Source organism: Aquirufa sp. OSTEICH-129A (assembly GCF_054558355.1).
This window is the reverse complement of sequence record NZ_JBPXKC010000001.1, coordinates 165998-189603: the sequence shown is the minus strand read 5'-3', so window position 1 is coordinate 189603 and position 23606 is coordinate 165998. Positions and strand designations below refer to the sequence as shown.

Annotated in this window: 17 protein-coding genes; 5 read left to right on the top strand and 12 right to left on the bottom strand. The window is 38.4% G+C overall.

The features are described 5' to 3' along the window. The first annotated feature begins 51 nt into the window (after positions 1–51). On the top strand, positions 52–918 hold the full coding sequence (locus SKC36_RS00830; RefSeq protein ID WP_459452602.1) for an AraC family transcriptional regulator: 867 nt from the start codon (positions 52–54) through the stop codon (positions 916–918). A gap of 233 nt (positions 919–1151) precedes the next feature. Here SKC36_RS00830 and SKC36_RS00825 read toward each other — a convergent pair whose 3' ends face one another. From SKC36_RS00825 to SKC36_RS00815, 3 genes are read right to left on the bottom strand one after another with little or no spacing between them, the layout of a single operon-like run. Next, positions 1152–1688 (bottom strand): metallophosphoesterase family protein, encoded by a 537-nt coding sequence (locus tag SKC36_RS00825; protein WP_459452600.1) that lies wholly within the window; start codon positions 1686–1688, stop codon positions 1152–1154. A gap of 1 nt (position 1689) precedes the next feature. Continuing rightward, on the bottom strand, positions 1690–2694 hold the full coding sequence (locus tag SKC36_RS00820) for a zinc dependent phospholipase C family protein (protein WP_459464018.1): 1005 nt from the start codon (positions 2692–2694) through the stop codon (positions 1690–1692). Further along, a complete protein-coding gene (locus tag SKC36_RS00815) occupies positions 2681–6781 on the bottom strand; it encodes a hybrid sensor histidine kinase/response regulator transcription factor (RefSeq protein ID WP_459464015.1) in 4101 nt (1366 codons plus the stop codon). The genes SKC36_RS00820 and SKC36_RS00815 overlap by 14 nt, the downstream gene beginning before the upstream one ends. A gap of 303 nt (positions 6782–7084) precedes the next feature. On the opposite strand from SKC36_RS00815, the gene SKC36_RS00810 reads away from it, so the two are divergent. Further along, positions 7085–8113: a GntR family transcriptional regulator gene (locus tag SKC36_RS00810; RefSeq protein ID WP_459464013.1), complete on the top strand. Its 1029-nt coding sequence runs from the start codon at positions 7085–7087 to the stop codon at positions 8111–8113. A 31-nt stretch (positions 8114–8144) separates the two neighbouring features. On the opposite strand, the gene queG is transcribed toward SKC36_RS00810, so the two are convergent. Next, a complete protein-coding gene (gene queG / locus SKC36_RS00805; protein ID WP_459464011.1) occupies positions 8145–9086 on the bottom strand; it encodes a tRNA epoxyqueuosine(34) reductase QueG in 942 nt (313 codons plus the stop codon). A 100-nt stretch (positions 9087–9186) separates the two neighbouring features. Here queG and SKC36_RS00800 point away from each other — a divergent pair, with 100 nt between their 5' ends. After that, positions 9187–9711 carry a nucleotide exchange factor GrpE gene (locus SKC36_RS00800; protein ID WP_459452591.1) on the top strand — a complete coding sequence of 175 codons (525 nt, stop codon included), beginning with the start codon at positions 9187–9189 and terminating at the stop codon, positions 9709–9711. An 8-nt stretch (positions 9712–9719) separates the two neighbouring features. Beyond that, positions 9720–10877 carry a molecular chaperone DnaJ gene (dnaJ, locus tag SKC36_RS00795; RefSeq protein ID WP_459464009.1) on the top strand — a complete coding sequence of 386 codons (1158 nt, stop codon included), beginning with the start codon at positions 9720–9722 and terminating at the stop codon, positions 10875–10877. A 74-nt stretch (positions 10878–10951) separates the two neighbouring features. Here dnaJ and SKC36_RS00790 read toward each other — a convergent pair whose 3' ends face one another. From SKC36_RS00790 to SKC36_RS00780, 3 genes are all read right to left on the bottom strand, one after another. Beyond that, positions 10952–13930: a glycosyltransferase family 117 protein gene (locus tag SKC36_RS00790; RefSeq protein ID WP_459464007.1), complete on the bottom strand. Its 2979-nt coding sequence runs from the start codon at positions 13928–13930 to the stop codon at positions 10952–10954. 68 nt (positions 13931–13998) lie between these two features. Then, positions 13999–15024: a phenylalanine--tRNA ligase subunit alpha gene (gene pheS, locus SKC36_RS00785; protein ID WP_459452586.1), complete on the bottom strand. Its 1026-nt coding sequence runs from the start codon at positions 15022–15024 to the stop codon at positions 13999–14001. A gap of 14 nt (positions 15025–15038) precedes the next feature. Further along, positions 15039–15719 (bottom strand): porin family protein, encoded by a 681-nt coding sequence (locus tag SKC36_RS00780; RefSeq protein ID WP_459464005.1) that lies wholly within the window; start codon positions 15717–15719, stop codon positions 15039–15041. Positions 15720–15823: 104 nt separating this feature from the next. Between SKC36_RS00780 and radA the strand changes: the two genes are divergently transcribed. Continuing rightward, complete coding sequence (gene radA / locus SKC36_RS00775) at positions 15824–17203, top strand: DNA repair protein RadA (protein ID WP_459464003.1); 1380 nt, start codon at positions 15824–15826, stop codon at positions 17201–17203. On the opposite strand, the gene truA is transcribed toward radA, so the two are convergent. From truA to SKC36_RS00750, 5 genes are all read right to left on the bottom strand, one after another. Next, a complete protein-coding gene (gene truA, locus SKC36_RS00770; protein ID WP_459464001.1) occupies positions 17175–17942 on the bottom strand; it encodes a tRNA pseudouridine(38-40) synthase TruA in 768 nt (255 codons plus the stop codon). The genes radA and truA overlap by 29 nt on opposite strands. A gap of 18 nt (positions 17943–17960) precedes the next feature. Further along, on the bottom strand, positions 17961–20189 hold the full coding sequence (purL, locus tag SKC36_RS00765) for a phosphoribosylformylglycinamidine synthase subunit PurL (protein WP_459463999.1): 2229 nt from the start codon (positions 20187–20189) through the stop codon (positions 17961–17963). A 111-nt stretch (positions 20190–20300) separates the two neighbouring features. Beyond that, positions 20301–20882: a nucleotidyltransferase family protein gene (locus SKC36_RS00760; RefSeq protein WP_459452576.1), complete on the bottom strand. Its 582-nt coding sequence runs from the start codon at positions 20880–20882 to the stop codon at positions 20301–20303. Then, positions 20882–23050 carry a xanthine dehydrogenase family protein molybdopterin-binding subunit gene (locus SKC36_RS00755; protein WP_459463997.1) on the bottom strand — a complete coding sequence of 723 codons (2169 nt, stop codon included), beginning with the start codon at positions 23048–23050 and terminating at the stop codon, positions 20882–20884. The genes SKC36_RS00760 and SKC36_RS00755 overlap by 1 nt, the downstream gene beginning before the upstream one ends. After that, complete coding sequence (locus SKC36_RS00750) at positions 23047–23535, bottom strand: (2Fe-2S)-binding protein (protein WP_459452573.1); 489 nt, start codon at positions 23533–23535, stop codon at positions 23047–23049. The genes SKC36_RS00755 and SKC36_RS00750 overlap by 4 nt, the downstream gene beginning before the upstream one ends. Positions 23536–23606 lie beyond the last annotated feature (71 nt).

The window sequence follows — 23606 nt, the reverse complement described above, 5'->3', positions numbered from 1 at the left end:
ACAATTGGTAATTAACAATGAACATGTTTTACCATTTACTGTGTACTACCATTGAAATTTATACCCAAAGTATCGTTTAAAGAAGACCTAAAATCAGAAGGTTTTGAATGCGTTGATTTACAAGAATTTTGTAATCGAGATTGGTCAAAATATGAACCGCATACCCCCTATTTCCCACATCGAGTAGATTTTTATGTACTCTTAATTATCACCAAAGGTTCGGTCAAACATAAGGTGGACTTTCAAGAATTTTTAGTCAATGAAAATGAGTGTTTAATCATTTCACCCAACCAAATACATGAGTTAAATGCTGAGTCTGACTACCATGGCTATTTCATTTTCTTTACCAAGGAATACCTATTAAACTACTTTACCCCCAATACATATTTTCATATTTCTCAATTATTCAATTACCACATATTTAAGCCTATTTACCAATTAGATGAGTGCATGATGGATTATGCGAAAAGAGTGGCAACTGAATATAGTAATAGCCGCTATGTCCTGAAATATCAAATCATAGCTTCCTTATTTTCTATCATACTTTATAAACTCAACAATAGAAACCTTTTGTATTCAGAAGGAATTACCAAGCAAGGATTTGAAGTGTTTGAAAAATTTAGAAATTTAATTGAAAGCAAATATTCCCAAAGCAGGAATGTCAATGATTATTCGGATATGATGAATATCTCTTACAAGCATTTAAATGAAATCTGCAAGCGATTTACGCATCGAACGGCTAAGGAGTTTTTAGATGATTACATCATTTTGGAAATCAAAAGAAAATTAAGTTCTACAACACTTTCCATTAAGGAAATTTGCTTTGATACAGGTTTTGATGAGCCTACTAATTTCAATAAATATTTCAAAAAATTAACTGGAATTACTCCACTAGAATTTAGAACTGAACTAAATTGAGGTAACATATTTACCATCATCAGGCATAAATTAACCTTTTGCCACTAAGTAAATTTGTTGAATTTTGTCATACATAAAGTAAAACAGACATAAACTCAAATTATAACAGATTTGTTTTTATAAAAATATTTAATTCCGCCTTTTTAATTACCAAATCCTGTGTTCATATAATAAGGTGTAAACAATAAAATGTTTACACCTTTCTTTTTTTAGGGCTTGAATAGCTATTTATCTTACATTCCTTCCTCTAGCATTTCTTTAGGAACCTTTCTATTCCGCTCCATTTGAATGATTTCTACATCATAAATGCGCGTACCATCAATCTTCAATTGAATAGCTGTTTGAATGGGATGAAATCCATGCTGCCCTGCAGCGCCCGGATTAATAAATAGCATATTATTTCGTTTAATATCCCTCTTAACTTGAAGAATATGCGAATGCCCACAAACAAAAATCTGAGGTATTCCCTTTGAAAAAGCCTCATAAGCATCTGGCTTGTAAGAAGAGGGTGCTCCTGCAATATGCGTCATGGCTATATTAACTTCTTCACATCGAAAGCGCATGATTTTAGGGTACATATTACGAATGGTCCTATCGTCAATATTGCCATAAACACCAGCTATCGGTTTTTTATAAGTCAAAAGTTGGTCTGCCAATTGAACTGACCCCCAGTCTCCCGCATGCCAAATTTGGTCGCAAGCTTGTAAATGAGGCTCCAACCTTGGATCTAAAAAGGAATGGGTATCTGAAATAATTAAAATTTTCTTCACCTTACTCGGCCTTTTTATTCTTTACAGAGATTAATAATTTATCGCTAATCAACGTATTCGCTAACCAGGCTTTTTTCTCCGCCTGAAAGGCGCCCTTTAATTCCTGAGAAATTTTAGTATCATGATTCACCCAAGCAGGAGAACCAGCATCTTTATAAGCTGAATACCAAAAGGAGGCTACGCGGTGGGCTGATACCAACATACGGTCTTGCACCTTTGCGCCCAGCTTATTTCCATAAGCTTGAATAAACTCCTTGGTATAATAATTTAAAGTTCTTCCGTTTCGAACTACTTGCATGTGCTTTTTATCTGCACCCATAGCTAGCGTAACCTCTTTTTCCACTTGAAATAATTCAGGTAACATGGCATGTGATTCTAACAAAATTTCAAAAATAAAATCTTGGGGTTTAGAGATATAAACCAAAGGTTTTGCCTGATAAGTAGCTAAATTATATTGAGATAGTTGTTCCTCCGGAACTAAGCTCTCCCACAAAGCATGCAATCCCTTTTGACCCGTTAACTGACCATCATGGTTTTTGGTGGTATGTAAGGGTACGTGAGCATCAGCCACATAATGACCTAAATCTGCTGCATAAAATAATACAGAATCTTTCATTTCCCTTTTAAATGCATTCACCAGTCGGCCATAAACCCGGACAACCTCCCATGGCACTAAACCTTCCTTACGCAGTGAATCTAATCCATATTTAGCTACAGCTGCTGAGAATTCATGAGGGATGTCTTTGGTATAATTTGGTCCAAAAATGGCCGCATCCATATCCAAATAATGTTTCACATCTTCCGTTTTATCTTCGTTTCTGCGAACATCTGGACGAATGGATTGATTAACCAAATAATCCTGATTTGCATAGAAATATGCTCCCAATGGATCAGGTAAAGCATAAATAGAAACTTGCTGCAAGGTTTTATGCGCCAAAAACCCCCAGGATGAAATCATAAGAGTTAAGGGCACAATAATTAAGAAAACATACTTAGGATTTTTCATCTTGAATTTGTTGAATGAATGATTTCGGGGATTTCCCATATTGTTTTTTAAAGGCACGCGTAAAATAGGCAGGATCATTGAAACCAACCTGATAGGCAATTTCGGAGATATTAAATTCAGAATTTTCTAAAAGCAATTTGGCTTGTTGCAAACGGATGGAACGAATAAACTCATTTCCCGCCAATGATGTCAAGTTCTTAAGTTTTCGATACAATTGCATTTTGCTCATATCCAAGCCTTTTTCCAAGTCATCCACATCAAATTCTGCTTCAGCAAGATGGTCGATCACCAATTGAGTGGCTTTTTGCAAGAAGGGATCCTCATACACGGATAATTTTCCTTCTGTTAAACCTTGCTGAATCATTTGTTTTTGCCAGTTTTTCCGCATCCTCTCCTTCGTTTCAAGCAATTTATTGACCCTGATTTCCAAAATATCGGCATTAAAAGGCTTGGAAACAAAATCATCAGCACCGGATTGCATTCCTTCAATCTGACTTTCGTGCGAACTTTTTGATGTTAAAATCAATAATGGAATATGGTTAGTCTTAGGATTTTGGCGTAAGGCTCGGCAAAGATTTACACCACTCATACCAGGCATCATCCAGTCGGTAATTAAGACATCAGGGATAAATTTCAAGGCCATTTCTAGGGCTTCTTCACCCCTTTCTGCTTGGATAATCTGAAACCTATTTTTAAAAATATCCGAAATAAATTGACGCATTTCTGAATGATCGTCAACCACCATTAAAATTTGCTTCTCTTGTTCTATTTCCAATTCATCCGCTTTCTTTAAAACAGAGCTTGGCTCGATTGCACTAAATACCGGTTTATTGAGTATCCAGGAAGGATCATAATCCTTTTGGGTTACCGGAAATTCGATACAAAAATCGCTGCCTTTACCTAATTCGCTACTAACCTCTATCTGCCCTAAATGAAGCTCCATCAATTCCTTGCAAAGAGATAAACCGACTCCAGTACCTACTCGACCAATGGAATCAGGAACTTGATAAAATCGATTGAAAATATGAGGTAAATGAGTCGAATCAATCCCCTTACCCGTATCCATCACATGAATTTTAGCCACTTGAACTTCCTCAGATCCCGCTTTAAACTGCTTAATTAAATCCATTTTGACGGCTATGGTTCCATCTTCTGGAGTATGCTTAAATGCGTTGGAAAGTAAATTAGAAATACATTTTTCAATGATGTCGGCATCGTAATATACAAATAGGGATTCCATGGGTGGAACCCATTTTAATTTAATTTGCTTTTGAACGGCATAAGCTTCAAATCCTTGCATGATACCATTCAATTGTAAAATTAAATCATGTTGCGCTATGACTGGTTGCTGCTTCCCTGCTTCAATTTTAGATAAATCAAGCAATTGATTTATCAAGTGTAATAGTTTTTGGGCATTTTGGTAGATGGCCAATATCCTAGATTTCTGTTCTTTATTGGCCTGTGCATTATTTAAAAAATATTTCTCTAACGGACTGATTATCAATGTCAATGGAGTTCTTAACTCATGAGAGATATTTGTAAAGAAATGAGTTTTCACTTGCTCCAACTCTCGAATTCTCTCCTTCTCAATTTCCTTCATCCTAAGGTCCGTTTTAAATGCCTCGCGAATTCTCACCTCGCGCATAAAACCATAGATCAAACCAAATAAGATAAGAGAATAGAGACCATAGGCCCACCAGGTTCTATACCAAGGAGGCAAAACGGTAATTTTTAATTCAAATGGTTTTTCACCCCAGACACCATCGGAATTAGTAGCTTTCACTTTAAAGGTATAATCCCCGGGGTTAAGGTTGGTATAAGTAGCCGTGCGTTGTGTTCCTACCTCATTCCACTCTTTATCAAAACCTTCCAAATAATACGCGTAGCGATTGTTCTTTGGCCTTTGATATTCCAAAGCCACGAAATCCAAGCTAAAAACTGTCTGATTCGGCTGAAGGATTAAATGCTTAGTTTGAAGGATATCTCGCTCTAAAGGTGAATTTTCGTCCCCTACTTTAACGGGTTTATTGAAAATCTTTAAACCAGTTAAATAAATTGGCGGAATATCCATTTTCATCCTAAGGCTATCTGCCTTAATAAAATTAAGTCCATTTGCGCCGCCAAAAAACAACCAGTCTTTGTTATTCTGACTATAAGCATTGGCCAAAAACTCCTTCCCTTGAAGTCCATCCAATTCATCAAAGTTGACAAATTTGAGTGTTTTAGGGTTCATTTTAGATATTCCTCCGTTGGTACTAATCCAGAGGTTTCCCTGTTTATCCTCCATCATACTCCTTAAAGTATTAGATGCTAAACCATCTGCCACCGTAAGGTTCCTAAAACCTTTACCAGGTCCTAGAAATAAATGTAAACCTCCCCCATTCGTCAACACCCAAATTCGCTTATTCCGATCTTGAAATATTTTAGTAATATTATTGTATCGGATTCCGTTGGGAGCTCCATTTTTCTCAAAATGTGTCAATTGTTGACTAGCTATGTCGTACAGATATAATCCAAAGCCAGTAGTTCCTATCCATATTTGCTTATTTTCAAGGACCATAAGACTGGAAATATTCTTACCCGCAAAATTCTTAGATCCTAAGGCTGGGTAAGGAATACGGTATTTTTTAGTGGGAATATCAAATTCTAAAAGGCCTAAACCAACGGTCCCAAGCCAAAGTTTATTTCCCATTAAGCTCATGGCCGTCAAATTTGCAGCCCGGTTACCTAATTGATATGGATAGGCAATTTGCTTCTTTTGGGAAGTCAAATTTATCAAGCCATTACCCCAAACGCCAATCCATAAATTACCATCTTTATCCGATTGTAATAAACTGACGTCAAAATCTGAAACCTGATTTAATTTGTTAACTCCAGCATTATTAACGATATGCTCAATTTTCCCTGTTTTATAATTAAAGTAGGACAAACCCACATTCAAACCAATCCATACGCCATTGGGATCCGTTTTACTAGCACTTATGGCCGTAACTTTATTACTTAAAAGCCCTTGCAAGGTGTTAGGTTTGTAACGTAGAATGGAAAAGCGAGGTTTTTGGTAAAAGGCAATATTTAAGCCTGCTTCCCAAGTTCCTACCCAGGTATTTAGATTGGCATCAGTAAATAAACTGGTGACAGAAAAAGAACTAATTCCAAGGTCTGGATCAGGATTCGATGAAATTTGATAATAAGAGGAAAAATCTTCCTTATTTAGTACATATACTCCATTATCTGTTCCTATCCATAAATTCTTATAGGCATCTTTTGTTAGGCTGGTAACGATATTTTGCCGACTTAAAGGACTTTGGGCATTGTAAAATACTCGAGTAAAATGTTGGTTTTGCGGATTAAATCGAAATAACCCTCTTCCCTCCGTCCCCACAAGTATGTCACCATTAGCCGCCTCATTAATAACCCGAATACGGTAATCCGGTGTTAAATTTTTTTCTGACAATTTGAATGGCATATAGGATCTAGGTCCAAGCCTGGATATCAATAAACCCGTGCGCGTACCAAACCAGATAGCCCCTTTAGAATGGCGATAAATACGCACCACATCTGCCATCATGGGGTTTTTTACGTCCGATTCTTTGGCTATTAATTTGTTTTCTCGTGTGTCATAAATTAAAATACCCAAGCCTGTGGCAGAAACCATGACCCGATGATTTCCCAAATTCAAAATGGAAGAAACGGTCATGGAAGAAAAATCCTCACCATTAGGGCCCTTAGAAAAACGATAAACCTTACCCGTAGATAGGTCAATTTTATTCAAACCAGCATTCCTGGTGCCCGCCCACATATTGCCTTCATCATCTTCACACATGGTAAAAATATCACTTCCACTAAGGGTGGTTGAATCCGATGGGTTACTTCTAAAAACCACAAAATTATTCCCATCATAGCGGTTAAGTCCGTCTGAAGTGGCAAACCAAAGAAAGCCTTTTTTATCCTGAATAATTTTTGAAATGGTACTTTGAGATAATCCGGATGCCGTAGTCAAGCGTTCATAACGCTGACTCTTTTGGGCAGAAAGTGGCCAACTTACACCCAAAAACAAAAGCAAGAAAAGTCCAAATAATCGTTTCAAAAGGTTTCTTTTATTAGGCTAATAAAAACTAAAATTAGAAAAATATTCCTGAATCCTGAGATGATTTATCCTACATAGAAATATTTAGCCAATGTCCTATTTCCCTAGAAAAGGTGATTAAAGGGTAAAAAATACCTTCAAATTCTTTCAAATGGGTGATTTTGCAAGATATATCCTTAAATATGAAAGATTTGTCCTAAAGTATCCAAGCTCTTGAACTTAATTTTGAACACGTTTTGAGACATAATAATTTAGTTTTTAACTCAAAGCTTTCTCCATTAGTAAATCTTTCAGAACCAAATTATGAATAAATCATTTGTTTCGTTTTCTGGCAAAAATTTTGATAATAAGTTGCCAAAATACCAGCAATTAATTAATTCACTTCTTCAAGATATTGAGATGGGAGAATTGAAGCCGGGGGAACGTCTGCCTTCCATCAATGAAGCCTCGGAAGAATGTTATTTATCGAGAGATACGGTAGAAAGAGCCTATACTGAGTTGCATAAGATGGGAGCCATCACCTCCATTTTTAGAAAAGGGTATTTCATCTCCAACTCGTCGCTGAAGCTAAAAACCAAGGTGATGTTTTTAGTAGGCAAAATTACTGACACCAATAAAGCCATCTTTAATTCTTTTAATGAAGCTGTAGGCAAAAATGTATTGGTGGACATTTTTACTTATCAATACAAGACGCGTCAATTTCAAGAAATATTAGGTCAACAATTGGGCAATTACCATTACTATGTAATTATGCCTCATTTGATTGAAGAGGAAGAGGAAAATATTAAATGCTTAAAAAAGATTGCTGGTGACCGATTAATCTTGTTAGACCAGCATTTTGAAAGTATGCAAAATACTCATGCGAGTATAGTTTGCCATCCAAAATCACAAATCATTCAAGAATTTACCAACCATACAAACCTGTTTCAAAAATACCGTTGTTTAAATCTCGTATTAACCGAAGAAGAATACTTCGATGCGGAATTTATCAATGGCTGTGGAGATTTCTGTGAGTCCATTAACATGGATTTTAAAGTATTAGATGGTCTGGAGGGAGAGGAATTAAACCAAGGCGAATTGTATTTCACCCTGGATGATTCAGACTTAATTCAGGCCATCAAATACGCAGATCAGCAAAAATGGAAATTAGGGAAAGACATCGGTATCATATCCTACAATGATCAAGGATACAAAGAAATATTATCAGGGGGTATTACTGTCCTTTCAAACCAACCTGAAAAAATTGGTCGACGTGCTGCAGCACTAATTGGCGAAAGCATTAAGACCACAGAAGAAATTGATCTACAATTGATCGTAAGACTATCACTTTAGGGTTTAATTTTGTGGAAACGGGTCATGAATTTCATGACTCGTTTTTTTTGTTTACGTATTGAATATTTCTTTGTAAGCCAGTTATTTTCGTGCGTTTAATAGCCGAATAGTGGAATAATTCTTTGAATACTTGTTCAGATAATGATTCCCAATCTCCCTTCTTCATTTCTAAAAAGGCAGGACTAGCTTCAAACCTAGGTTCTTGATGCGGCTTCGAAAAGCGGTTCCAAGGGCAAACATCTTGGCAAATATCACATCCAAAAATCCAATCCTGAAAATCAGATTTCATAGAAGCCGGAATGCCGTTTTTCAATTCAATCGTGAAATAGGAAATACATTTAGAACCATCCACCCAATAGGGGCTTAAAGCTTCCGTAGGACAGGCATCAATACACCTAGTGCATGTACCACAAAAATCCTTGATAGGACCATCTGGCTCGGCAGGAAGATCAATGAGCAGTTCGGCAATAAAGTAAAAGCTCCCCTGTTTGGGAATAATCAAATTTCCGTTTTTACCCAACCAGCCCAATCCTGATTTCTTTGCCCAGGCTTTTTCTAATACCGGAGCAGAGTCCACAAACATCCGTCCTGATATCTCCCCTATTTCATCTTGAAGAGCATCCCACAACACTTGCATCTTATCTTTCACTACCCGGTGGTAATCTTCTCCAAAAGCATATTTAGAGACCTTAAAATGATGATTTAAAGGGCTTAAGCTAGGACTTGGAAAATAATTAAAAACCAATGAAACGACCGTTTGACACCCCTCCACCAATTTTCTAGGATCCAAACGTTTATCAAAATGGTTGGCCATATAAGCCATCTCACCATGCAAACCTTGGTTTAACCAAGCTTCCAAACGCGGAGCCTCTTCCTCCAAAAAATCTGCCTTGGATATTCCACAAAAAGAAAATCCAGCATCTAGGGCCTTTTTTTTGATGATTGCCGAAACTTGATGTGGAGTTAGTGTCATATGCCTAAAATTACGAATATGGCTTATCTCTGCCAAACTGTCATAAAATACTTTTTGGCTTATGATTTGTATGGCTATAAAAGCGTATTAATTTTGCCTTATGAAAAAGAAAGAAAACGAGAATAATTTAGAGGAAGAGAAAATCCAATCCGAAAATCAGGAAAATTTGACAGAAAACGAAGAGAGCGAGCAGCAGGAAACACCTACGGATGAGTTAGCAGAAATGAAGGAAAAATACCTTCGCTTGTATTCAGACTTTGAAAATTTCAGAAAGCGTACCGCCAAAGAAAAAGTAGAATTAATCCAAACAGCATCTGCTGGTTTGATTGTTGATTTGCTACCCGTTATCGATGATTATGAGCGTGCCCTAGCGAATGCACCTGAAGGTGAAATTTCCGAAGGTATTCAATTGATTTTTGCGAAAATTAATTCAGTCCTACAATCTAAAGGCTTAAAAGAACTTCCTGCTAAAGGGGAAACATTTGATGCAGAAATACATGATTGCATAACTCAGTTTGCTGCGCCAACGGAAGCCGATAAAGGTAAAGTACTTGAGGTGATTGAAAAAGGATATACACTACATGAAAAGGTCATCCGCTTTGCGAAAGTGGTGGTTGGTAATTAATAAATACAATGGCTCAAAAAAGAGATTATTACGAGGTATTAGGGGTAGCTAAAACGGCTTCAGAAGAGGAGATTAAGAAGGCATATCGTAAGATGGCCATTAAATACCATCCAGATAAAAACCCTGATAACAAGGAAGCAGAAGAGAAGTTCAAAGAAGCGGCAGAGGCTTATGAAGTTTTAAGCAATGCGCAGAAAAAAGCCCAATACGACCGATTCGGACATGCGGGCATGGGTGGAGCAGCAGGTGGTGGCTTTAATGGCGGCAACATGAACATGGAAGATATCTTCTCTCAATTTGGAGATATCTTTGGGGATGAAAGCCCATTTGGAAGCTTTTTCTCAGGTGGCCGAGGCGGTGGTGGAAGACGCCAACGTAAAGGTTCGGATCTACGCATTAAGCTAAAACTTAATTTAGAGGAGATTGCCAATGGCGTTGAGAAAAAAATTAAAGTTAAACGCCATGTAGCTTGTAAAACTTGTTCTGGAAATGGTTCCAAAAATGGAACTGACCTAAAAACATGTCAAACATGCCAAGGTTCTGGTCAAGTACGTCGAGTACAGCAAACCATGCTAGGACAAATGGTAACGTCCTCTACTTGCCCTACATGTAGTGGTGAAGGAAAGAGTGTTGGAGCTAAATGTGATGTTTGTTTCGGTGAAGGACGTATACTAGAAGAGGAAATAATCCCAATCAAAATCCCAGCTGGTGTGTCAAACGACATGCAGCTATCCATGAATGGCAAGGGAAATGTCCCTCCCCGTGGTGGTGTGGCAGGAGATTTATTAATCGTGATAGAGGAAGAAGCACATGAGGTATTGCACCGTGATGGAAACAATATCATCTATGATTTATATGTGAGCTTTGCTGATGCAGCATTAGGTACCTCAGTAGAGGTTCCAACGATTGGAGGGAAAGCAAAAATCAATTTAGAGGCAGGAACCCAAAGCGGTAAAATTCTTCGCTTAAAAGGCAAAGGAATCAAAGAACTAAACGGTTACCATGTAGGCGATCAATTGGTACATGTCAATATTTGGACTCCGAAACAATTAACCAAAGAAGAAACAGAAATCTTAGAGAAATTAAGAAGCTCGGAAAACTTTGCTCCTCAACCGGGAAAATCCGACAAAGGATTCTTTCATAAGGTTCGAGATATGTTTAGTTAGAAAAACACCATACACTAAAACGACAAAAGGCTTGAAAATTCAAGCCTTTTGTCGTTTACATGAAAAGGGATACTTTATCCGTTAATTCTTTGTATTTGCTTATTGAAAATTTCTTCCAACTCTTTGTATTTAGCTGGATTCACTTTCGATTCTTTAAAGGCAGAAACAATCAAATTCATTTCATAGAAGGCTATCTGAATGTCGCGATCATGTGAACGAACATTGTCTTCAGAGAAATAAAAATCAATTGCCTTGGAGTTACGTCGGATAATGGTATTGGCCATACTTAAAGCCTTTGCCTCATCCCCAATTTCCAAATACAAACCAACAGAGCTGGCAGAGAATTGGTCATAAGGTATTACTTTGTTTGGCATGACCTTATCTAAATGATCAAGCACCTGTTTAGCTTTAGGCAAATTACCTTCGCGTATCAACTGATCTGCTAAACGATAAACTCCTAAACGAGCAGTAACACTTGGTATACCCAAGTAAAAATCACCATGATAATATACCTTTTCATCATTTAAACCCCTCCAATACATTTTATTCAAGAAGTTATCTGCCATAATTTTAGTATTCACAAAACCATCTTTGGCTCCTGGAATCTTAAATGGCATCAAACGATAGGCATAACCTTCTAATTGCATACTTTCCTTTAAACCTAAATATTGATCATTAGGCAAGGTAGAAGCAAAATAAATAGGACGTTTCCAGCCAGTTTTCGCATTGTTTGAAATCACCTCCAATTGAATCAATTCACCTTTGAAGATATTTTTACCCGGAAGTTTCCAACCAATACTTGTACTCAAAAATGGAGTAAACTCTTTAGGGAACCAATTACTAGCTGCAATTTCAGTCGGATTAACCGGAATGACCAAAGAATCAGATGGGAAGGTATTAATCATATCTCCCGACTGAGTTTGGGCTTGAATTCTCGGATCATTTTTATGAAGTAAATCCAAATAATCTGGTAATGACATCCCCGTTATGTTGGGATTACCGTTATACATCACTTGGTCATTTACTCCTTCTAGAAATTGATCTTTAGTCAATTCAATCGGTAATGGAGCCGATTGGTAAGTTTGACGCTTCATTTGATCAATGTACCAGTCAGTACCTAAAAGAGACAAATTACATACACGAACGTCAGTTCGGAAACCCTCTACCTCTTGTACATACCAAAGAGGGAAGGTATCATTATCTCCGCCCGTAAATAAGATGGCATTAGGCGCACAACTATTCAAAAGGTTTTTAGCAAAATCGATTTGGTGGTACCTACCGCTGCGATCATGATCATCCCAGTTTTGCTGGGCCATAATCAATGGGGCAGGAAGTCCAAACACCGCTAAAAGTGACCATTTCAATTGAGGGCTTCGAACAATCTTGCTCAACCATTCCCCAATTTGCATCACACCTAAACCAGCCCAAATAGCCATAAAATAGAAAGAACCTACATAGATATAATCTCGTTCACGAGGCTCTACGGGAGGTGAATTCAAATAAACGACCAAAGCTACCCCGCTCAAAACAAACATGAGGATTGTGATGAGAAAATCCTTTTCATTTTTACTGTAAAGCAAATAGAAGCCTAAGAAAACCAAGATTAATGGTAAGAAGAAATAATTATTTCTCGCTTTATTATTAGCTAAACTCTCCGGTAAATTAGAAGAATCTTGGAAGGGATTAATGGCCCAAGCATCTTGGTAATCACTTTCTCGCCCTAAGAAATTCCATAGCAAATAACGCATGTACATGTGGCCAATTTGATGGGTAAACATGAAGCGAAGATTATCACCAAAACTAGGCTTTTGTCCTGCAGGGATACCCAACATCTCTTGATATAAGGCGACATGCTGAGGTGAATTACTGTAAACACGTGGTAACAACATTTGTTGATCCTTTTGGTATACATATTCAGGCTTGTAGGTATAAACCTCATATTTACCATCCTTCAACTTATAAACAGGCTCTCCTTGTTTAAATTCTTCAATTTCTGCCGTATACACTGGACCATAAAGCAATGAACGCTCTCCATATTGCTCTCTTTTTAAATACTTCAAGAAATTCAAGATATTGCTTGGATCGTTTTCATTGATGGGAGGATTATAACCCGAACGAACTAAAGCCACGGTATAAGTGGAATAGCCGATCATCAAGAATACAAAAGAAAACAAGGCGACATTTAATACTTCTTTGCCTTTGGCATAGGAATAACGAATACCTAACACCACTCCCAAAATGATTAAAAACAAGAAAAATAAAGCTCCACTGCCGTTACTTAAACCCAAAGAATTCACAAAGAATAATTCAAATTTAAAGGCGATGGATGGTAGCCCTGGAATAATTCCAGAATTAATAATGGCCAAAATTACCAAGCCAATAAACATGGCTATAAAACCACCTTTGTAAGTTGGTTTGGCCTCACGTTTAAAATAATATAAAATAGCAAGAGCAGGTAAAGTCACTAAGTTCAATAAGTGGACCCCAATGGATAATCCAACCAAATAAGCGATAAATAGCAACCAACGATTTGCTTCTGCTCGATCCTCAACCAATTCCCAGCGGAAAGCAGCCCATACTACTATGGCTGTAAAGAAAGATGACATGGCATAAACCTCTGCTTCCACAGCAGAGAACCAGAAAGAATCAGAGAAGGTATAAATCAATGATCCTACCACTCCTGAAAATAACAAAGTATAGGTTTCTGTCTTATTTAATGCTTCAAAAGGCTTGTTAATTACTTTGCGACCAATCATAACAATGGTCCAATGCATGAACAAGATGGTTAATGCACTACTAATTACCGAAAGCATATTTACCCAAAAAGCCACTCGACTTACATCGCCTAGGGCTAATAAGGAAAACATACGACCTAGCAATAAGAACAAAGGTGCTCCTGGAGGGTGAGGGACCTGTAATTTATAGGAACAAGCGATGAATTCGCCACAATCCCAGAAAGAAGCGGTCGGTTCAACAGTTAAAGTATACGTAACTAATGCGATGGCAAAAACGACCCAGCCAGTGACATTATTTAAGCGTTTAAAATTCATCATATTTTACAAATTAAAATCAAATGTACAGGGATTCAAGCTGGCTAAAAAAAGCTTGATGTTAAGAGTTGTTAATTGAATTGCTTTAAAAAACGTACGTCATTTTCCGTAAATAAGCGTAAATCTTTGATTTGGTATTTTAACATGGTAATACGCTCAATACCCATTCCAAAGGCAAAACCATTGTATTTTTTGGAGTCAATGCCCACATTTTCCAACACATTAGGATCTACCATACCAGCGCCAGCAATTTCAACCCAGCCCGCTTGCTTACATACATTACAGCCTTCTCCTTTACATAGCAAACAAGTAATATCCATTTCAGCGCTAGGCTCAGTAAATGGAAAATAGGAAGGACGGAAACGTACTTTAGTATCTTTCCCAAACATCTCCTTAGCGAAGTGATAAAGTGTATCTTTCAAATCTTTGAAACTTACTTTTTCATCCACATAGAGTCCTTCAACTTGATGAAACAAACAGTGAGCCCGGGCAGAGATAGCCTCATTGCGGTATACTCGTCCTGGCATAACCGAACGAATAGGTGGCTTCTGGTGCTGCATCAAACGAATTTGAACATTTGAGGTATGGGTACGTAATAGGACATCGTCTTGAATTTCACCTGCACCTTTTTCAATAAAAAAAGTGTCTTGCATTTCCCTAGCCGGGTGATTGGCTGGAAAATTAAGGGCAGTGAAATTATAAAAATCGGTTTCTATTTCTGGTCCATCTGAAACAGAAAAACCCATACGATTAAATATCTCTAATATGCGGCTACGAACCAAGGTTAAAGGATGCAATGTACCTTGTTGAACCGGACTAGACAATGTCAAGTCGGAAGGAACTTCAAAGCTTGTCTTCGAATCCGCAAATGATTCCTGGGCTTGGTTAAACTTATTTTCCGCTAGGTTTTTTAATTGATTTAAGGCTTGACCAACTTCCCTCCTATTTTCTGCAGGCACATCCTTCAAACCGTCAAACAAACTTGCTAACCGACTTTTGCGACCTACAAACTGAATTCGAAATTGCTCGACATCTGATTCATTTGAAATGACAAAAGCCTCAATTTCAGCCTGAATCACCTTGATTTGTTCATTCATTCAAAAAAAATTTATTATAATATTTTAATACCTAAGGTTACATGCCAAACACTGGCCTTTTGAGAAATATTAACTTCACTTGGTATAGGTACAGTTTTCGATAAATCCGTTAAATTTCCTTCATACCGAAGGTCCAAGGTCATTCCCAATAAATCCAAACCTCCTCCTACGGAATACGAGAAATAGGCCTTAGAAACCGCATCACGCACCGAAACAGATGAAGCCACGGAAGTAATAGCCTGAGCTATGGTATTGTCTGAATTTAAATTATAAGAAGCAACTGGACCTGCCAATACATGCAGAGGACCAAGTTTATATCCTAAAAGTAGAGGTACATCTAAACTAGTATAAGCTACATCAACCATTCTATTACCATTGCTAAAATTAATGGTGGCGTTTTTAGCCGTTAATAAGACTTCGGGCTCGATGAATAATTTCCGTCCAACACGGGCATAAACTCCTCCCACATAACCTGTTTTTAAAGCCAAATTTTGATTGAGGATATCATTAATGGGAACAGCTGTCCCTTTATAGGTCATACTTTCTACATTAATTGAAGACAAAGTGATTCCTCCTTTTATTCCTACACGGAAGAAACTACCAGTAGCTTTTCTCGCTCCAAATTGAGCATTTGCTTGAAAAATCATTCCCAACAGGAATAAAATTAAAAGACTAAATTTCATTGACTTTTTCATGAGAGGGCGGTTTAATTCAATTAGCTTGTAAAATTATCCTTTTTACTCCGAAAAAAAAGGAAAAACCAAATCAAAGCGTAATTTTGAGTTCTTAATCTATTGATGTGGCCAAAGCCAAAACTTCTTTTATTTGTCAATCCTGTGGACAGTCATCACCCAAATGGCTAGGTAAATGTCCAGCATGTGGTGAATGGAACACTTTTGTGGAAGAACTCCTTGAAACAACCATCCATCCTGCTGAGGTTTGGAAAAATAAAAGTACCTTTAAAACGGCCCCAGTACCGAAATTATTGCAAGAAATAAGCTTCGAGAGCAGTCCCAAGCTTCAGTGCTCCGATGAAGAGTTCAATCGAGTTTTAGGTGGGGGGATAGTTCCGGGTAGTCTTGTTCTCATAGGAGGTGAACCTGGAATAGGAAAATCTACCCTACTTCTTCAAGTGGCACTTTCCCTTCAAGGACCAAAGATATTGTATGTGACAGGAGAAGAGTCTGAACAGCAGATTAAATTAAGGGCAGATCGACTAGGTCCTATTTCTCAAGATTTATATATCCTTACGGAAACCAATACCCAGCAAATATTTAAGCACCTGATTGACCTAGATCCTGATTTAATTATCATTGATTCCATACAAACCTTGTATTCGGATCAAATTGAATCTGGACCGGGTTCCGTATCTCAAATTAGGGAATGTGCCTTGGAGTTGATGAGGTTCGCAAAAGAAAGTGGCACACCCATCTTTTTGGTAGGACATATCACCAAGGAAGGATCAATTGCTGGCCCCAAAGTATTAGAGCATTTGGTGGATACTGTACTTCAATTTGAGGGGGATCGAAACATGATCTACCGCATATTGCGTACCACGAAAAATCGATTTGGCAGTACATCGGAGTTGGGAATTTACGAAATGCTAGGAAATGGTTTAAGACCCGTGAGTAATCCTTCTGAAATCCTACTTTCATCCCGGGACGAGCCAGCCTCTGGTATCGCCATTGGTACCATTTTGGAAGGAAATAGACCTCTGTTGATTGAAATTCAATCATTAGTTACACAAACCTCCTATGCCACAGCTCAAAGAACGGCTACTGGTTATGATGCCAAGCGTTTAAATATGTTATTGGCGGTTTTAGAAAAAAGAGGTGGATTTAGGCTAGGAACTCAAGATGTGTTTCTCAATATTACCGGAGGCATCCGAGTAGATGACCCGGCATTGGACTTGGCGGCTTGTATGTCTCTACTTTCTTCCCATGAAGATAAAGTGATCGATTCCCACATATGTTTTGCTTCTGAAGTAGGTCTGGGAGGCGAATTAAGAGCGGTAACGCGCATCGATCAGCGCATTGCTGAAGCTGAAAAATTAGGCTTTAAAGAGATTTGGATTAGTAAATACAATCAAAAAAGTATCAATTACAAGGCCAAAAGTATTAAAGTACAGTTAGCTAGTACTTGGATGGAAGTCATGATGAACATTTGGAAACGAATGTAAGTGCTGGATATGCTACTTGAATTAAGTGTAATCCATGCGCTGGAACTGCCCTTCCTGCCTGTTTTCGATCTTTAGCCGCTAAAATACGGAGCAAATCTTGTTGATTCCATTTACCCAAACCAATTTCAATCAAAGTACCTACTACCGCTCGCACCATCCCTCTTAAAAAACGATTTCCCTGAATGGTAAAGATCAATTGATGCCCTTCTCTTCGCCAAACAGCAAGGCTAATGTGGCAGTCGAAGGTTGTTACATCCGTTTTCACTTTGGAGAAACTTTGAAAATCACGGTGATGCAATAAAATTTGAGCTGCTTCATTCATCGCCTCCACATTCAATGGAGTCTCAAACCAATAAGCATAATCCTTGGAAAATGGGTCTTTGGATTGAGATATGCGATATTCATACGTTCTAGCCGTAGCATCAAATCGAGCATGAAAATCGTCTGGAACCTGATAAATCGCCTGAATAGCTACACTTGCAGGTAATATTCGATTTAATCGATACACCCAGTCTTCCTTGGGTTGATAGGCCTCCTCCTGAATATCAAAATGGGCAAATTGTTCAAGGGCATGAACGCCTGTATCTGTCCGACTACTACCCACTAAATCCACTGGTATTCCAGCTAGAGTACTTAAAGCATTTTCTAGTTCCGATTGAACCGAAACGGCATTTTGCTGGATTTGAAATCCATGAAAAAAGCCGCCATCGTACGAAAATTGTAGTAGATAACGGCTCATTTTCTTTGATTTTAAAATCTAATTCAACGCTTTTTCTAAAGCTGTATGGAATGATTCCGAAGCCTTAGCTTGAGATGAAATGATTTGACCATCTACGATGAAATCATGACCCGTCACCACACCTAATGAACTAAATGGAATCGTTTGAGATTTCAAATGGGATTCAAAAGCCGCTTGTTTATCAGGTGAAACAGATACCAATACCCGGCTTTGAGCTTCTCCAAATAAGAAAGCATCTAGACGTACGCTAGTATCAGTATTTATGGCAAATCCTTTTTGTCGTGGGAAAGAAGATTCTGCTAAAGCCACTAATAATCCTCCATCCGACAAATCATGAGCTGATTGAATCAAAGATTGTTGAATCAATGAGGCTATTCCCCCTTGAATTTTTTGCTCGGTCTCCAAATTAAAATGTGGAGATGGACTAGCCTTAACGCCTTGGTAAGAATATAGATATTCAGATGAAGCGATATCATTTACGCTCTCACCCACTAAATAGATTAAATCACCCTCTTCTTTGAAATCCAAGGTCATCTTTTGACTTGCCTCCTCTAAGATACCTAACATTCCGATGGTAGGCGTAGGGAAAACAGGGCCTTCATCAGAAGATTGGTTATAAAAACTCACATTACCACCGGTTACAGGAGTTTCAAAGGCCAAACAAGCTTTTCTCATACCTTTAATGGCCCCAACAAACTGCCAATATACTTCTGGCACGTAAGGATTTCCAAAATTCAAGCAATTGGTAATGGCTACGGGTACCCCTCCAGAACAAACAATATTACGCGCAGCCTCCGCTACCGCAATGGCACATCCTTCTTCTGGATCCGCATTCACGTAGCGTGAGTTACAGTCGACCGTAATAACAATCGATTTCTTAGAACCATGTACTTTTACGACCGCCGCATCAGATGGTGCATTGGTATTGCGGTTAGCACGACCAATGGATGAATCATACTGTTCAGCTACCCATTTTTTGGAAGCAATATTGGGGTGATTCATTAAAAAATCAAAAGCTTTACTGATTTCACCAGCTTCTAAATCTTTAACTGAATCTATCTTAAATTTCTTAAACTCTTGGTAATAAGCAGGCTCACGGTATTCACGGTGGTAGATAGGAGCGCCTCCGCCAAGTACTAAATCATCTGCAGGAACATCCGCTACTAATTGTCCATCTTGGAAGAATTGAAGACGTTTGGTGTCGGTTACTTCACCTATTTGCTCACAATTTAAATCCCACTTATCAAATATTTTCTTCGCTTCATGTTCTCTACCCTTTTCAACCACGATTAACATACGCTCTTGAGATTCTGATAATAGAATTTCAAAAGGTTTCATGTTTGGTTGACGTGTAGGAACTTTAGACAAATCTATGATCATTCCATGCTCACCTTTGGCAGACATTTCAGACGTAGAGCAAATAATACCTGCTGCCCCCATGTCTTGGATACCAATCACACAACCAGCTTCTATGATTTCTAAAGAAGCTTCTAACAATAATTTCTCTTGGAATGGATCCCCTACTTGTACTGCAGGTAATTTTTCTGATGACTTAGCCGTGATATCTTCAGAAGCAAAGCTTGCCCCTCCAATACCATCTTTACCTGTAGCTGATCCTACAATGAATACAGGATTACCTACTCCATATGAAATAGCTGAAGCTTGTTTTCCTACTTTTAAAATTCCTGCCGAGAATGCATTAACCAATGGGTTAGTGGAATAACAATCGTCAAAGAAAACCTCACCTCCCACTGTTGGTATACCAAACGCATTACCATAATCACCAATACCTTTAACCACACCTTTTACCAACCATTTAGTCTTAGCCAATTCAATATTTCCAAAACGTAAGGAGTTTAATTGAGCAATGGGGCGAGCCCCCATGGTAAAAATATCGCGATTGATACCTCCAACACCTGTAGCCGCACCTTGGTAAGGCTCTAGGGCAGATGGGTGATTGTGCGATTCAATTTTAAAGGCACATCCTAATCCATCTCCTAAATCTACCAAACCCGCATTTTCCTCACCAGCCTTAGCCAACATACGAGGAGAATCTTTAGGTAAAGTTTTTAACCAAACAATGGAGTTTTTATAACTACAATGCTCAGACCACATAACAGAAAAAATAGATAATTCAGTGAAGTTAGGTTTGCGACCTAAAATCTCTTGAATGCGATCATATTCTTCTGGAAGTAAACCTAATTTTTTGGCAGTTTCGAGGGTGGGTAAGCTTTCGTTGGATTCCACAATGTAAATTTTAATGTAAGAAATGGCTTTAAAGCAAGCAATTGAGCACAAAGGTAATAATTTTTGCTTGGAGGGAAACGATTAAATCAGGAATATTCCAATTAATCCTTTCTATTTCTCCCAATTTTCTTGCCAATACTTTTTATCCTCTACTGTATCCAAATCTCGGTATTCTTCTTCAAAGGAAATCCAAGTGCAAATCTCAGGATGAGATTTCCAAAATGGACCAAAACCTTTATCTCCCTTCCAATCATATAATTTGGCTTGATGCGCATAGGGAATCAATACAGGAGGAGAAGATTGACCTTGAAATGAGGAAATGATTACTTGATTAGGATACTCAAGGTGAGCCTTTAAAATGGCTTGAATATGTTTTTCCTGAACAAAGGGTGTATCTACCAACATGACGAGAACTGACTCTTTTCGAGGAGCTAATGCGCGCATACACTCTGACAAGGTATTACCTTGACCCAAAGCCCAATCCTGACTTTCTAAAATCTCGATGGGTTCTTGAGAAATAATGCTGCGAATAGCATCTTTCTGGGCACCTAAAACCACAAGAACCTTATCCAATAAAGGAGCTTGCAAAACCTGCAAGCTTCTTTCAATTAAAGTTTTTTGCCCTAAAGTAATTAAAGCCTTAGGCTCCCCTAGTCGGGAAGAAGCCCCTGCCGCTAAAAGAACTCCCAACATTAGACGTTTGAGATATCAAATGGTAAAGTTCTTACTCGCTTACCTGTGGCTAAAAACACCGCATTACATAATGCTGGAGCTACCGGTGGAAGTCCAGGCTCACCAACACCTCCTGGAGCTTCTGTGCTTGGCATAACGAAAACCTCTATTTCAGGTATTTCACCTTGTCGTAGTACCGCATAGTCATGAAAATTACTTTGCTGGGTTTGTCCGTTCACTACCGTAATTTCATTTTTAATGGCAGCAGTAAGTCCCATGGTAATATTACTTTGCACCTGTGCCTTGATATTTCTAGGGTTAATGGGCACTCCGCAATCAATGACTGAATAAACTTTTTTAATGCTGATTCCATTCCCTTGCTTTTCCACTACAATGGCATGCGCGCAGATAGAAGAAAAAGATCGAGCAATGGCTATACCAACTGCCTTTCCTTGTGCCTTCAATTGTTGATAATTAGACAATTCAGCCAATTTCTTTAAAACATCTACAAAGCGAGGAGAGCCTGACAGCAATTCTAAACGAAAAGCCAAAGGATCTTTCTTTGCCTGGTGAGCCAATTCATCGATGAAAGATTCTTGGCCAAATAAATTATTGGAAGCATATACCGAACGCCACCAAAGTATTGGTATTTTGGTTTTAACTAGACTAAATGAATTTCTTCTGTTCGGAAAAGCATAGGGACTATCTGGCAAGTTAATTCCTTCCTCTGCCCATGGATCCGGGGCATTATCTAAAGGAACTTGGAATACTTGATTCAAAATAGAAGCAACATTCATTTTATGTTCAAATGCTTGCACCTTTCCTTGTGCATCAAGAGCGCCTTTCATGACAGATAGCATACCCGGACGGAAAGGTCCTTGTTGGGTATCATCCTCTCTAGTCCAAATCACCTTTACAGGGGCATTGATTTGCTTGGATAAATGGGCTGCTTCTAAGACATAATCATAATAGGCTTTTCTACCGAAAGCCCCACCCAAGAAGGTGACATTAATTTTAACATTTTCTTTTTTGATGCCTAAGTAAGCAGCTAATTCAGTGACTAATGAATCAGGGCCTTGAACTGGAGCCCAAACCTCTACTTTACCCTCTTGCACATAGACCGTGGCATTCTCAGGCTCCATAGGAGCATGAGCTAAAAAGGGAGTTTGATAGGCTGCTTCAATGACCTGAGTGGCTTGAGCAAATGCCTTATTGACATCACCGGTCAGAGATTCCTTGTATTCATATCCTGGGTTTTTCCCTGCTTCTTTCAATTGATTGAAATACTTATCCGTATTCATGGAATCAGCTTCGGTACTTTCCCATTCGATATTTAGTAATCGTTTTCCCTTTAAAGCAGCCCAGTAGGAATCTGCTAAAACAGCTACTGCTTCCGTACTAGCATGAGGCATTTTACGCTCAGTTTTGAGTACAAATTTTACGCCTGGACTAGCAATGGATTTTTCTCCTTGATAGCTTTTTACTTTGGCATGTATACTAGGTGCATGAGCAATACTGGCATAAAGCATCCCTGGAATAACTACATCCATACCAAACTTAGCCGTTCCATTTACTTTAGATGGAATCTCTGGCCTAGGAATGGATTTACCTATTTGCGTAAAATCAGCTGGATTTTTAAGTGTAGGATTACTAGGTACCGGTAATTTAGCTGCCGAAGCTACTAGTTCACCATATCCTAAACTGATGTTCTTATTTTTTTGATAGACACGTCCTTCCTTAGCATAACATGCGCTAACTGGTACATGCCATTGCTGAGCAGCCGCTTGAATCAACATTTCTTTTACTGCTGCACCGACAGTACGCATGGGTATATATCGAGTACTAACAGATGAGGATCCCCCTGATAATTGAGAGCCGAATTTAGCTGATCCGTCTGATGTTACTATTTCTACTTGGTCTAAACGCACTTCCAATTCCTCAGCAATCAACATGGGAATCGATTGAGATGTACCCTGACCCATATCAGGTCTGGCATTAAACAAAGTCACTTTACCCGATTCATTGATGAGTACGTAGGGATTTATTTCCACACCTATGTGAGGTTCATGGGCCATCTTTTTAACCTTTACGCCCGTTCCATTAGCTAAATTTTCAAAACCAATGGCAAGAAAAGCGGCCGTTTGAGCGCCTATCTTGATAAAATCTCTTCTTGTTGTCTTTGAGCTCATTTGGATTTCGATTTAGAAGTGGTTTTCATCATCTTAGCTGCTTCATGTATTGCCTTACGCATGTCTTGGTAGGTACCACATCGACAAATATTACCGGATAAAGCTGTATCTATATCCTGATCCGTTGGATTAGGATTTGAATCTAATAAAGAGGCCACAGCTAATATTTGACCTGATTGACAATATCCACATTGGGGAACTTGTTCTTTTATCCAGGCTAATTGAACTGGATGATTGGTATTGGCAGATAAACCTTCGATGCTAATAAGTTTATCCTCTGGTTTGATACTTGAAATCGGGGTAGAGCAAGAGCGAATCGGATTACCATTTAAAAGTACCGTGCAAGCCCCACAAAGACCCATTCCACATCCAAACTTGGTACCGGTCATCCCTATTTCATCTCGAATTACCCATAAAAGGGGTGTATCAGAATCCACATCTACAAGATGCTTCTTCCCGTTCAGTTTGATGCTGTACTTACTCATGGCTTTATTGATAGATTAGAACATAAATTTACAATAAAATCAAATTCCATTCGTCTTTCAGAGAAAATATT

What these genes read in the sequence shown, in the direction of transcription:
- SKC36_RS00820 (WP_459464018.1), bottom strand. Translation starts at nt 2,694, where the DNA reads ATGAAAAATCCTAAGTATGTTTTCTTAATTATTGTGCCCTTAACTCTT.
- SKC36_RS00810 (WP_459464013.1), top strand. Translation starts at nt 7,085, where the DNA reads ATGAATAAATCATTTGTTTCGTTTTCTGGCAAAAATTTTGATAATAAG.
- queG (WP_459464011.1), bottom strand. Translation starts at nt 9,086, where the DNA reads ATGACACTAACTCCACATCAAGTTTCGGCAATCATCAAAAAAAAGGCC.
- SKC36_RS00800 (WP_459452591.1), top strand. Translation starts at nt 9,187, where the DNA reads ATGAAAAAGAAAGAAAACGAGAATAATTTAGAGGAAGAGAAAATCCAA.
- dnaJ (WP_459464009.1), top strand. Translation starts at nt 9,720, where the DNA reads ATGGCTCAAAAAAGAGATTATTACGAGGTATTAGGGGTAGCTAAAACG.
- SKC36_RS00790 (WP_459464007.1), bottom strand. Translation starts at nt 13,930, where the DNA reads ATGATGAATTTTAAACGCTTAAATAATGTCACTGGCTGGGTCGTTTTT.
- pheS (WP_459452586.1), bottom strand. Translation starts at nt 15,024, where the DNA reads ATGAATGAACAAATCAAGGTGATTCAGGCTGAAATTGAGGCTTTTGTC.
- SKC36_RS00780 (WP_459464005.1), bottom strand. Translation starts at nt 15,719, where the DNA reads ATGAAAAAGTCAATGAAATTTAGTCTTTTAATTTTATTCCTGTTGGGA.
- truA (WP_459464001.1), bottom strand. Translation starts at nt 17,942, where the DNA reads ATGAGCCGTTATCTACTACAATTTTCGTACGATGGCGGCTTTTTTCAT.
- SKC36_RS00760 (WP_459452576.1), bottom strand. Translation starts at nt 20,882, where the DNA reads ATGTTGGGAGTTCTTTTAGCGGCAGGGGCTTCTTCCCGACTAGGGGAG.
- SKC36_RS00755 (WP_459463997.1), bottom strand. Translation starts at nt 23,050, where the DNA reads ATGAGCTCAAAGACAACAAGAAGAGATTTTATCAAGATAGGCGCTCAA.
- SKC36_RS00750 (WP_459452573.1), bottom strand. Translation starts at nt 23,535, where the DNA reads ATGAGTAAGTACAGCATCAAACTGAACGGGAAGAAGCATCTTGTAGAT.